We start from the raw sequence: 11,790 nt of genomic DNA on the forward strand, positions 1-11,790 counted from the left end.
GTCCCACACCCGGTTACGCGCAGAACTTCTGGATAGACGCTTAGGAGCCGGGCTCCCACCGTCCATCGACGCGAGCCCAGGGGCCAAGCTCCGTCCCGACAACCCTTGATGAGGATCCATGGCTTCGTGTCTTCACTCCGCTCCCGTTCGTCGGAACATCGGCCACAAGTCCCCAGCACGATGATGGCCGCTGCCGGTCTGGGCGGTCACGCTGGCGGTGCACACCCTGTTCGATTGGTCGGGATGGGATCCGGGCTGATCAGCTTCTGTGTGCTGCTCGCGCTGTACACGGTGGCCGCGTGGCGGCCGGTTCCGGTCTCGCCGGCCTGTCTGACGGCCACGTATACGATCGCGGTCCCCATCGTGGCGCTGCGGGCGCCGGAGACCTTCTCGCCGGCCACGCTGCCCGAGTCGGGGTTCTTCGTGGTGGCGTGGGTGCTGGCGGCTGGGCCGCGAGCAGGCGACGGCCCGGGTGCTGGAGACCGAGAGGAGCCGGGCGGCGACGGTGGAGCAGGCGGTGTACGCCGAACGGCTGCGCATCGCCCGCGACCTGCACGACATCGTCTCCCCCACACTGTCGGTGATCACCGTCCAGTCAGGGGTCGCCCGGCATCTGGCCGGCGAGCGGCCCGAACAGGCGGGGGCCGGCGTTGACCGCCGTCGAGCAGGCCGCTCGCACTGCCATGGAGGACCTGCGCCGCATGCTGGAGCTGCTCCAGCCCGACACCGCGGCGGCCAGCCTCGCCCCTGCTCCGGGCGTGGAGGAGCTGCGGATGCTCGCCTCGGTGCACCGTGCTCACCGTAGCGGCGGTCTCATCCCACCCGCGCCCGGACACGTCACCTCCGGGGAGAGCGCCTGGCTGCCGACGAACTCGCCGTGCTCTCCAGCCAAGCGGCGAAGTCACGCATCTCCTGCAGGTAGGTGGACAGCTCCTCCGGCGTCCACTACCCCATCGGCACCTCGCTGACGGCTGCCGACGCGCCCGGGTAGTGCTTGAGCAGCAGGTATTTTCTCCTCTGGATGGCACGGCCCAGTGTGGTCGTGCTCGCCCGGGGACCGAACCGCACGCGGGTTCTCGACGCTCGGCATGCACGCGGGCTCAGGAGGTCTTCCTCGGCTTGCGGGCCCGCAGTTCGGCGGCCACCGCCCGCTCGCGCAGCTGGGCCGCCTCGGCGCGGGCGGCCTCCAACTGCGTGAGCAGGTCCTCCCTGCGCGTTCGCTCCAGCTGGAGGTCCAGCTTCAGCGCGGCCAGCTCCTCCCCCGCGGCCCGCGCCTTTTCGCTTTCGGCACGGCATGCCGTACGGGCCTGCTCGGCCTCCTGCGACGCCCGGTCCAGCGCCACCTTCAGATCGCGCTCGCGCAGCAGGAGCTCCTCGCGGGCCCGTTCGGCCGCCACCGCCCGCGCGGTGGCGCGATCCCGCTCCTGCTCGGCCGCCTCGCCCCGGGCCACGGCCGCCGCCAGCGCACGCTCGGCCTCCTCCCGCGCCGCCGCCGCCTGCTGCTGGGCCCGCCTGGCTCGCCGTACCTCCTCGGCCCGCCGCTCGAGCTCCGCCCGGATCTGCGCGGCCTCGTCCGCGTGCCGCCGCGCCTCCTGGCGTGCCTGCTCCGTAGCCGCCTCGGCCTGCTCGACCCGCTCGGCCAGCTCCCGCACCGCCTGGTCCCGGGCCCGTTCGGCGAGTTCTGCACGCTGTACGGCTTGCGCCGCCTCCTGGCGCGCCCGGCGCTCGATGGCCGCGGCCTCGCGGAGGGCGGCAAGGGCTTGCTCGCGTGCCTTCTCGGCGTCGGCGACGGCCGTGTCGCGTTCCTCCTGCGCCTGCCGTACCAGCTCGGCCATCCGCTCGACCTCGGCTTCGGCCTGCTCGCGGGCGTGCCGCGCCGCCGCCTGCGCCTCCTCCCGGATCCGCTCGGCCTCGGCCCTCGTCCGCTCGGTTTCCTCCCGCGCCAGCCGTACCTGCTCCAAGGCCTGCTCCCGCTCGGCGCGGGCGACGGCGACCTGCGTGTAGGCCTCGGCCTGGATCGCGCTGATCTTGGCCTCCACCCCCGCCGGGCTGAGCTCATCGGCCAGCGCCTTGGCCAGCGGCTCGAGCACGGCGCTCAGGCCGGTCTCCATGCGTTCGTAGAACTGCTCGGCCCGGGCGAGCGCGCCTTCCAGCCCCGGTGTGGCACGGCGCAGCTCACGCTCCCGCTTGGCGGCCGCCTGGCAGTCGCCGTTGGGACAGTACAGGCGCGGGCGTCCCCTGCCCGGGCGTTGCTCGATGGGGGCGCCGCAGTGCTTGCACGGGGTGACGGTAGGGGCGTCTGACGTCATGGTCGCAGCCTATCATTTTTTATTTTCTGGAAAATCAAAATCAATAAGTCTAGTTCGTTGCGCAGCGGTGACTTGCGGGAAGGAAAGATTCCCGCAAGTAATGTGGATCCCGGAAGGGTGGCGAAGTAGCTCCAGGTGACGGCATGCCCAGCCGTACCTCGGCCAGGAGCGCCGCCGGTTTGACCTTGACGCTGCGTCAACTTCTAGCCTCGGGGCCATGTCGATCACTGTTCTTGACACCTACTCCGCCATGCGGCGGATCCTGCTGGCCCCGGTCGCCGACCGTGTTGACCTGCTGCGTTCGATGCTGGAGCCCAGCAGGGGCATGTACCGCCACTACCCCGGCGAGGTCGACCTGGTGGCCATGCACCGCCAGACGTCCGGGTTCCCCCTCGACCGCGACGAGGAGCGGTGCCTCGACGCGCTCGAAACCCTGGCAGCGGCCGGAGCCTGGGAACGGATGCAACGCGCGCTCGACGAGGCTCTCGCCGTACTGCTGGAGGCGACGCCGGGGCTCAAGGCTCCGGACATCACCGTGCTGTTCGTGCTCGGCGATCCGGGTGACGAGCACTTCATGGGGCCCTGCCAAGGAGTGACCGGGTTCGGCGGCATCTCAGGCCACATCGCCATCACGCTGTGGCCCTTCCCCGAGAACGTGGAGCGGCTGGAGGCCACCACCGTGCACGAGCTCCACCACAACCTGCGATTCGGCCCGGGAGGAGTGGTGTGGGACCCGACGACCGTCACGGTCGGCGATCACATCGTCTCCGAGGGCCTGGCCGACGCCTTCGCCCGCCAGCTCTACGGCGACGAGCTCGGCCGCACCCGCATCGGCGTCCCGCACCTGCACGACGACGAGGTCTTCGCCAAGGTACTCACCGGGCTCGGCGTGACCGGCATGCAGAACTTCACCGCCTGGGTGCACGGCGACCCCAGCGCCGAGCGCTTCGGCCTCACCCCGGTGGGACTGCCGATGGGTGCCGGGTACGCAGCGGGCAACCGGCTGGTCGACGCCTACCTGGCGGCCACCGGGCAGACGGCGGCGCAGGCCCTGCACGCCGACGCCTCGGAGGTCATCGCGGCCACGCTGCGCCGGAGGTGACACTGGGACGATGGAGTGGACGATCCAGGAACTCGCGGCGAGGGCCGGCATCACCAGCCGCACCCTGCGTCACTACGACCGCATCGGGCTCCTGCCGCCGTCCCGGGTCGGCGCGAACGGGTACCGCTACTACGGCCCGGCCGCGGTCGTCCGGCTCCAGCGGATCCTGCTCATGCGCCGGCTCGGCATGGGCCTGCCGGCCATCGCCGAGGTCCTGGCCGAGGAGGTGGACGCCTGCGACGGGCTGCGCGCGCACATCGCCGCGTTGGAGGAGGAACGGGACCGCATCGACCGGCAGATCCGGTCTGTGCGGCACACGCTCGAGGCCCTGCAGGCGGGGGCGGAACCGCAGATGGACGTGATGCTGGCGGGGTTCAACGACCGCTACGAGGACGAGGTGGTCTCACGCTGGGGCGAGCGCGCGTTCCAGGCGAGCAACGACTGGTGGCACGGCAAGACCCTGGCCCAGCAGCGGGCCTGGAAACAGGCCGCCGAGGATCTCGTCGCCGCCTGGGTCGCCGCAGCCAAGGCCGGGGTCTCCCCGACCTCGGACCACGCTCAAACACTGGCCGCCCGGCACGTCCAGTGGCTGAGCCAGATCCCGGGCACCCCCACGGCCGAGGGCGACCGGGAACGCTCGATCGAGATGGTGACCTGTCTGGGCGACATGTACGTCGACGACCCCCGCTTCGCCGGCATGTACGGCGACGCCGCGGGGGCGAGGTTCGTCCGCGACGCCCTGCAGGCGTACGCGCGGACCCGGATGTAGCCCGTGTGGTTCGCGGAAACGACCGGTGGGCTGCCGGCGGACGAGCGACAACCCTCAAGATGACGCTCCGTAGCGGGCGGCGATCGCGGCGGCCCGGTCGCGCAGGGAGGCGCGCAGCCACTGCGGGGCCAGGGCTTCCGCGTCCGTGGTGAGCTGCCACAGCGCCCATTCGGCGTGCCGGGAATCCTGGAAGGTCACCTCCAACCTTAGCCGGCCGCCCGCGTCGGGTTCCTCGGCGAGGACGGCCAGCGCGGTGCCCACCAGCTCCTCCCGCCGCGCCGGGTCCACCCGTACCAGCACGGTGACCTGGTCGCCGCCGGTCCGGAACCGCGTGCTGCGCTCCCGCCAGACCTGGTCCAGATCGACGCGGTCTGGTCGCTGTGCGGGTTCGGGGAGTTCCTCGGCGGCCAGGATCCGGGACAGCCGGTAGGTGCGGTCCGCGCCGGCCCTCGTGGCCAGCAAGTAGCTCTGGCCGCGTACGGTGACCAGGCCGATCGGGTCCACCGTGCGCCACTTCGGGGCCTGTTCCACGGCCGCGTAGCGGATGCGCAGCTTGCGTCCGGCGAGCACCGCGCGCCGGACCTCGGCCACCACGGTGTCGGGCACCTCCTCGGCGGCCGGCCGGCGTGAGAGCAGGTCGGTCTCCGGGTCGATGAGCAGCCGCTCGGCCGCGCCGGCCGCGCCGGTGCGGTGGCTTTCGGGGAGCGCGTCGACCACCTTGAGCATCGCCGAAGCGAGCGCTGCGCCGAGGCCGAACGCCTGCGCGCCGCGCCGCGATCCGGCGATCAGCAGGGCGAGGGCCTCGTCGTGGTTCAGTCCGGTGAGCTCGGTCCGGAAACCGGGCAACAGCGCGAAACCGCCGTGCCGGCCGCGTTCGGCGTAGACCGGGACGCCTGCCGCGGACAGCGCCTCGATGTCGCGCAGCACGGTGCGGGTGGACACCTCCAGCTCGCGGGCCAGCCTGGTCGCGGACAGCCGGCCGTACCGGCGCAGCAGCAGCACCAGGGAGACCAGCCGGTCGGCACGCATGCGAGGACTTTAGCGAAATATACGACACAGGATGTCGCGATTTGCTGGGAGGCTCGGCACCACGGCCAAAGGGCGGCTACTGAGCCGCTCGACGTGCGTGATGTCGACGAATGGAGCTGATGTGGCAATGGAGCGAACGGCGGTCAACCCGTGGGCGTGGTCGGTGGAGCTGGGGTACAACCAGGGCGAGACCGTCTCCGGGCACACCCGGACCCTGTACTGCGCCGGGCAGACCGCGATGAGCGGCGACGGCAAGCCCCAGCACGCCGGTGACATGGCGGCGCAGCTGGCGCTGAGCCTGGACAACCTGGAGGCCGTGCTCGGCGAGACCGGCATGTCCCTCGCGAACCTCGTCCGGCTCAACGTCTACACCACCGACGTCGATCTGCTCTTCCAGCACTACGGCGTGCTGGCGGCGCGGCTGGGCGCCGCCGGGGTGGCGCCGCCCACCACGATGCTCGGAGTGACACGGCTGGCGATCCCCGACCTGATGGTCGAGCTTGAGGGGACCGCCGTCGCGTGATGCGACCTCGCCGCCTCCGGCGGGGCTTCCAGAGGCGGCACACGCAGCAGACAGGTGGGTGATTTCCGGTGCTCAGCATGGTGACGATCGGCGTCTACGGCTTCGACGGCGAGTCCTTCCTGCAACGGCTGCGGCATGCGGACGTCCGTCTGCTGCTCGACGTACGGCAGCGCCGCGGCGTCCGCGGACCCGAGTACGCCTGGGCGAACTCACGCCGGCTGCAGGCGGCCCTCGCCCATGCCGGGATCGCCTACGAGCACCACCTTGAGCTCGCCCCGACCACCGAGTTGCGCCGGCTCCAGTACGCCGAGGACGACCGCCAAGGGGTCGGCAAGCGCTCGCGCCGCGAGCTCGCCGACGAGTACACCCGCCGCTACACCGCCGAGATCCTCGACCGCGCCGACCTCGCGGCGATCGTGTCGGCTCTGCCGGGCAGCGGGACCGCGGCGCTGCTGTGCGTCGAGCGCGACGCCGAGGCCTGCCACCGCTCGTTGATCGCCCGGCGGCTGGCCGAGCAGCACCACGTCACGATCGAGCACCTGCGCCCGTTGTGACACGTGAACTCCTCAGCGGTGGTGGCCTTTCTCGGGTGTCGTCGACGACGCTGTCACCAGCCGCCGTCTCGGGGTTGACACAGTACGCGGCAGTGCGAGGATCTCCACCGCCGGGCCGGGCGGCTCCCCATTGCTCGGCGGCAGTGGCATGGCCATGCGGGAGAGGCGCCCCTAGCGGGGCGGCTGGTCTGCCTCCAGACTGCTGAGGATCTTGGTGGCGAGGTCGGCGAACTGCTCGAGCTCTTCGGGGGTGAGCCGGTCGACGAACAGGCGCCGGACCTCCTGGGCATGGCCGGATACGGCCTTCTTGAGCAAGGCAGGCGGCCGGAATTATGACGCGGTTATGAGGGCGCGTCCCTATCTTTGACGCGCTGTTCCGCACAACACCTCGTGCGATCCGGCCTGCCCAGGTCATGGGCGGTGGCCGTAGTCAATGTCATCCCCGAGGAGGAACTCCCACTCGTGTACGCAGTGCGTAATAGAGGAAGCATTCGCAGAATGCTCGTCGTCGCCCTGGGCGCGTTAGCGTTCATCGGGCTGATGCCCGGCACCGGAGACGCGCGGTCGCGCCCGCCGGGCTATCAGGTGCACGGCATCGACGTCTACAGCGGGCACCACGATGGCAAACCCATCGACTGGAGACAGGTGCGCGCGTCCGGCGTGGACTTCGTCACCAGAAAGGCCACGGAAGGGACCGCGCACAACAATCCGTGGTTCGCTGAGGACTTCGCCCAGGCCCGCGCCGCCGGCCTGGCGATCGCTCCGTACCACTTCTATCTCGCCCGCAGCCCCAACACCGGGGCGGCCCAGGCGGACCACTTCATCGCGGCCCTGCGCGCCGTCGGCTACACCGGGCACCGTCCGGGCGAGCTGCCGCCGGTGTTCGATTTCGAATGGGACTGGCAGACCGGCAGGTGCCCCGCCTACGGCTCGGTCGCGGACGCCAAGGCCTGGCTCGACAAGGTCGAGCGCGCTTTCGGCCGGAAGCCGATCATCTACACGGCCAAGGGCTTCATCAACGGCTGCATGGGCGGCACCACCGCGTTCGGCTCCTATCCGCTTCAGGTCGCCGACTACGACGGGGACAGCCCGGCGATGCCGCCCGGATGGACGAAGTGGCTCATGTGGCAGTACGGCGAGGCCGCCGTTCCCGGAATCCCGGGAATTCCGAACGTGGACGTCTTCAACGGGACCCAGGCCGAACTCGACGCGATGGCGAACAGGTCCGCCCGTGGCGGCAGCGTGAACGGGGATGCGTTCGCCGACATCGTCTCCGTCACCTCCGATGGAGCGTTGCGTTACTACGGCAACAACTTCAACGTCTCGCCCACCGCTCCTTACGGGAACGGCTACCAGATCGGCTCCGGCTGGCAGACGATGCGGCACGCCTCCCTCGGCGATGTGAACGGTGACGGTTACAGCGACGTGCTGGCCGTGAAGCCGGACGGGACGCTGTGGTACTACGGCAACAACTTCAACGTCTCGCCCACCGCCCCCTACGGGAACGGCTACCAGATCGGCTCCGGCTGGGATGCGATGAAGCATTTCACTACCGGCGACGTGAACGGCGACGGCTACGCCGACCTCTTGGCCGTGAAGCCGGACGGCACGCTGTGGTATTACGGCAACAACTTCAACGTCTCGCCCACCGCTCCCTATGGGAACGGCTACCAGATCGGGTCGGGCTGGGACGTGATGAAGCACGTCACCGCGGGTGACGTCAACGGCGACGGCTACAGCGACGTGCTGGCCGTACGGCCGGACGGCGCGCTCTGGTACTACGGCAACAACTTCAACGTCTCCCCGAAGGCGCCGTACGGAAACGGCTACCAAATCGGCTCCGGCTGGGACGTGATGAAGCACGTCACCGCCGGCGATGTCAACGGCGACGGCCACGCCGATGTGCTGGCCGTACGGCCGGACGGCGCGCTCTGGTACTACGGCAACAACTTCAACGTCTCCCCGAAGGCGCCGTACGGGAACGGCTACCAGATCGGCTCCGGCTGGGATGCCATGACACACATTCTCTGATCACTGCGACATTCACCAATCCTTCAGAAAGAGTGAGCATGCGTTTACGTCTGTTCGTCCGTCGCGTCCTCGCGCAGACCGCGGCCGTCCTCACGGCCGCCGGATGCGGCCTCGTGGCACTGTCCGCCGCCACCCCCGCGCCCGCCGCTGCGTCGACCACGAGGGAGCGAATCGTCGACATAGCTTTCCGGGAATACGGCAACCCCGCACGGAACCGCGAGATCGGCGGGGAAGACTGCAACTTCTACACCGGGCAGGTGCAGACCTCCGCCCCGTCGTGCAACGGCTCGTCCGGCTTCCGCGTGAACGCTTGGTGCGCCAACTTCGTCAAGTACGTGTGGAAGACGGCGGGCGTCGTGGAAGGTCTCGACCTGATCGACGGCTACGCCTATTCGCTGCGAGACTACGGGAAGGCAAAAGGGACCTGGCATCCGGTGGGCAGCGGTTACAGCCCACGTCCCGGCGACGCCATCGTCTACGCGGGTGCGACCAGGCCGAGGCACGTCGGCATCGTCGTCTCGAACTCAGGCGGGACGATCAAAACCATCGAAGGCAACTCCGGCGACAGGATCGCGCTGAAAACCAACCCGTCGGGCGTGGAGGGCTACACGTCTCCGGTCGTGTCCGACGTCGCAGACTCCGGGAGCGTGAACGGCGACGCGTTCGCCGACATCGTCTCCGTCACCTCCGATGGCGCGCTGCGTTACTACGGCAATAACTTCAACGTCTCGCCCACCGCTCCTTACGGGAACGGCTACCAGATCGGCTCCGGCTGGCAGACGATGCGGCACGCCTCCCTCGGTGACGTGAACGGTGACGGTTACAGCGACGTGCTGGCCGTGAAGCCGGACGGGACGCTGTGGTACTACGGCAACAACTTCAACGTCTCCCCGAGGGCGCCGTACGGGAACGGCTACCAGATCGGCTCCGGCTGGGATGCGATGAAGCATTTCACTACCGGCGACGTGAACGGCGACGGCCACGCCGACCTCTTGGCCGTGAAGCCGGATGGCACGCTCTGGTACTACGGCAACAACTTCAACGTCTCCCCGAGGGCGCCGTACGGGAACGGCTACCAGATCGGCTCCGGCTGGGACGTGATGAAACATTTCGCGGCCGGCGACGTGAACGGCGACGGCCACGCCGACCTCTTGGCCGTGAAGCCGGATGGCACGCTGTGGTATTACGGCAACAACTTCAACGTCTCGCCCACGGCTCCCTATGGGAACGGTTACCAGATCGGGTCGGGCTGGGACGTGATGAAGCACGTCACCGCGGGTGACGTCAACGGCGACGGCCACGCCGATGTGCTGGCCGTACGGCCGGACGGCACGCTCTGGTACTACGGCAACAACTTCAACGTCTCCCCGAGAGCGCCGTACGGAAACGGCTACCAAATCGGCTCCGGCTGGGACACCATGACACACATTCTCTGAAAAAGCGGACGGCACCTCTCCGCGACGCACGGAGAGGTGCCGTCCGCATGCCCGACGTCCGCACATTTCGACGTCGCGGTGTGGCCAGAGGGCTGCGCGAGTTGAAGGTCAAGCTGACCCCTGATCGGGCTGGGCCCTTGAGGTGGGCGCGGATCACGGACGAAGAGTGCGGTCCGGGGAGGTCGTCATCATGCTCCTTGCGGCCGTCTTGAGGATCTCGATCAGTGCGGTGGTCGCGGGCGGGTCCGGCGGCTCGCCGTACGTGACGGCGAAGATGTGCCGGGCGTTGCCCGTGATCTCGGTGGCGTGGATCCCCGGCGTGCGGTGCGCCTGAAGTGCGAGGCCGGGCAGCGTGGCGACCCCCATGCCGGCCGCCACGAGCGCCTGGACCACGACCATGTCGTCGCTGGAGTACGCGATCCGCGGGGTGAAGCCGGCTCGCTGACAGCACGATCGCTGGCCAGACCTGGGGCACGGCCCCGCAGGCATCGTCGTCGCACTGGCCCGGCAAACCCCGCAACATCCCGATCATCGTCGCCTGGAACGGCTCGCGGATCGTCATGTGCACGCCGAAGATCCTGCTCATCCGCGGCCGGGCCGAGCCGGACTACGTCGACGGCATCCCGGACGAATACCTCCAGGCGACCGGCACCTATCAGATGACGCCCGAGCAACGGGTCGAGTGGGAGGCGGAGGTGCGTTCCCTCTACCACGACGGCATAGTCCGCATCGTGATGACCCCGACCCGTGCGAAGCTGATCGACTTCGAGACGACCCTGCCCTGCCTCTGTTAGGGGCCGGTCGCGCCTGCCTGTGGCGCACGTCACGTAGGGGCGCTGTCACAGGGATCGCGCCGGCGCCATCTCATGGTCGACCGAACGCCTCGTGTGACAGGCGACAACGAAGAACGGATGGGCATCATGAGCAAGGTTTGGTTCGTCACCGGCTCCTCGCGCGGTTTGGGCCGCAGCTTCGTCGAGGCCGCGCTGTCCCGCGGCGACAAGGTGGCCGCGACCGCCCGGAACGCCGCAAGCCTTGACGACCTGGTTACCGCCTACGGCGAGGCGGTGCTTCCGCTCGCGCTGGACGTGACCGACAAGGCCGCCGTCTTCGAGGGCGTCAAGCGGGCCAAGGAGCACTTCGGCCGTCTGGACGTCATCGTGAACAACGCGGGCTACGCCCAGATCGGCGCGATCGAGGAGCTGACCGAGCAGCAGCTGCGCGACCAGCTGGAGACCAACCTGTTCGGCGCGGTGTGGGTGATCCAGGCCGCGCTGCCGTACCTGCGCGAGCAGCGCTCGGGGCACATCGTTCAGCTCTCCTCGGCGGCCGGGCTCATCGCGATGCCGCTCGGCGGCGCGTACCACGCCTCCAAGTGGGCCCTGGAGGGGTTGAACGAAGCCCTCGCCGGTGAGGTTGCCGACTTCGGCGTCAAGGTGACCATCATCGAGCCCGGCGGCTTCGCCACCAGGTCGGGCAAGAACCCCGATCCGCTCGCCAACGGTCACGTCGCCGAGGCCAGCCCGATCTACGACGGCCTCCGCCGGCGCCTGGCCGGGTTCACGGGGAAGCAGGCCGCCGGTGACCCGGCCGCCGCGGCCCAGGCGCTCCTCAAGATCGTCGATTCGGACAACCCGCCCCTGCGGGTGCTCTTCGGCCTGGGCTTCTACCCGATGCTGCAGCAGGTCTACGCCGACCGGCTCAAGACCTGGGCCGATTGGCAGGACCTCTCGGCGGAGGCTCAGGGCAACCTCGATCAAGCAGATCGGTGACCCTCGCCCGGCCGTGTGCCGGCCGGGCGAGGCCGCCATCGGTCAGCGGGTGGGAGTGCCGTGGCCGATCGGCCTGGGCCCGGCGGCGCGGGCGCACCGATCTGGCCCCGCCCAGGCTCAAAACGACCGACCAGGACGCCGACCCACCGACTCGTGGACCGTCTGCGACCACTCGGTGGCGGAGGCGATGTCGTCCAGCCTCGGCGATGTCAGAACCACGCATTGACGTGCTCCCCGGCATGAATGCCGGGGATTCAGCCTGTGC

The 11,790-nt window shown here is 69.6% G+C and carries 12 protein-coding genes; 8 read left to right on the forward strand and 4 right to left on the reverse strand.

All coding sequences use genetic code 11. The features are described from left to right. Nucleotides 1-1,100: 1,100 nt before the first annotated feature. Entirely contained in the window at nt 1,101-2,309 is a 1,209-nt protein-coding gene (locus BSB02_RS38835; protein WP_084966006.1) for a coiled-coil domain-containing protein, read from the reverse strand. A 217-nt stretch (nt 2,310-2,526) separates the two neighbouring features. On the opposite strand from BSB02_RS38835, the gene BSB02_RS38840 reads away from it, so the two are divergent. Both BSB02_RS38840 and BSB02_RS38845 read left to right on the forward strand, forming a co-directional pair. Further along, the gene (locus BSB02_RS38840; RefSeq protein WP_084966007.1) at nt 2,527-3,411 is read left to right on the forward strand and encodes a DUF2268 domain-containing putative Zn-dependent protease; all 885 of its coding nucleotides are present in this window, start codon (nt 2,527-2,529) and stop codon (nt 3,409-3,411) included. Nucleotides 3,412-3,421: 10 nt separating this feature from the next. After that, nucleotides 3,422-4,180: a MerR family transcriptional regulator gene (locus BSB02_RS38845; RefSeq protein ID WP_084966008.1), complete on the forward strand. Its 759-nt coding sequence runs from the start codon at nt 3,422-3,424 to the stop codon at nt 4,178-4,180. 54 nt (nt 4,181-4,234) lie between these two features. Here the strand turns inward: BSB02_RS38845 and BSB02_RS38850 are convergent, their stop codons facing one another. Further along, nucleotides 4,235-5,209 (reverse strand): helix-turn-helix transcriptional regulator, encoded by a 975-nt coding sequence (locus BSB02_RS38850; RefSeq protein ID WP_084966009.1) that lies wholly within the window; start codon nt 5,207-5,209, stop codon nt 4,235-4,237. A gap of 127 nt (nt 5,210-5,336) precedes the next feature. Here BSB02_RS38850 and BSB02_RS38855 point away from each other — a divergent pair, with 127 nt between their 5' ends. Then, the gene (locus BSB02_RS38855; RefSeq protein ID WP_084966010.1) at nt 5,337-5,732 is read left to right on the forward strand and encodes a RidA family protein; all 396 of its coding nucleotides are present in this window, start codon (nt 5,337-5,339) and stop codon (nt 5,730-5,732) included. 77 nt (nt 5,733-5,809) lie between these two features. After that, nucleotides 5,810-6,286 carry a DUF488 domain-containing protein gene (locus BSB02_RS38860; RefSeq protein WP_240507056.1) on the forward strand — a complete coding sequence of 159 codons (477 nt, stop codon included), beginning with the start codon at nt 5,810-5,812 and terminating at the stop codon, nt 6,284-6,286. Nucleotides 6,287-6,457: 171 nt separating this feature from the next. Here the strand turns inward: BSB02_RS38860 and BSB02_RS40975 are convergent, their stop codons facing one another. Further along, nucleotides 6,458-6,601, reverse strand: coding sequence for a hypothetical protein (locus tag BSB02_RS40975; protein ID WP_158088878.1), 144 nt, complete (start codon nt 6,599-6,601; stop codon nt 6,458-6,460). A 147-nt stretch (nt 6,602-6,748) separates the two neighbouring features. On the opposite strand from BSB02_RS40975, the gene BSB02_RS40980 reads away from it, so the two are divergent. Both BSB02_RS40980 and BSB02_RS38870 read left to right on the forward strand, forming a co-directional pair. After that, nucleotides 6,749-8,317 (forward strand): GH25 family lysozyme, encoded by a 1,569-nt coding sequence (locus tag BSB02_RS40980; RefSeq protein ID WP_158088879.1) that lies wholly within the window; start codon nt 6,749-6,751, stop codon nt 8,315-8,317. Between the two features lie 38 nt (nt 8,318-8,355). Next, nucleotides 8,356-9,753 carry an FG-GAP-like repeat-containing protein gene (locus tag BSB02_RS38870; protein WP_084966013.1) on the forward strand — a complete coding sequence of 466 codons (1,398 nt, stop codon included), beginning with the start codon at nt 8,356-8,358 and terminating at the stop codon, nt 9,751-9,753. Nucleotides 9,754-9,906: 153 nt separating this feature from the next. On the opposite strand, the gene BSB02_RS38875 is transcribed toward BSB02_RS38870, so the two are convergent. Then, the gene (locus BSB02_RS38875; RefSeq protein ID WP_084966014.1) at nt 9,907-10,242 is read right to left on the reverse strand and encodes a LysR substrate-binding domain-containing protein; all 336 of its coding nucleotides are present in this window, start codon (nt 10,240-10,242) and stop codon (nt 9,907-9,909) included. A gap of 71 nt (nt 10,243-10,313) precedes the next feature. Between BSB02_RS38875 and BSB02_RS38880 the strand changes: the two genes are divergently transcribed. After that, the gene (locus BSB02_RS38880; protein ID WP_240507055.1) at nt 10,314-10,547 is read left to right on the forward strand and encodes a hypothetical protein; all 234 of its coding nucleotides are present in this window, start codon (nt 10,314-10,316) and stop codon (nt 10,545-10,547) included. A gap of 126 nt (nt 10,548-10,673) precedes the next feature. Continuing rightward, on the forward strand, nt 10,674-11,525 hold the full coding sequence (locus tag BSB02_RS38885) for an SDR family NAD(P)-dependent oxidoreductase (protein ID WP_084966016.1): 852 nt from the start codon (nt 10,674-10,676) through the stop codon (nt 11,523-11,525). Nucleotides 11,526-11,790: the final 265 nt, after the last annotated feature.

Source organism: Thermoactinospora rubra (assembly GCF_002093975.1).
Classification (GTDB): Bacteria; Actinomycetota; Actinomycetes; order Streptosporangiales; family Streptosporangiaceae; genus Nonomuraea; species Nonomuraea rubra_A.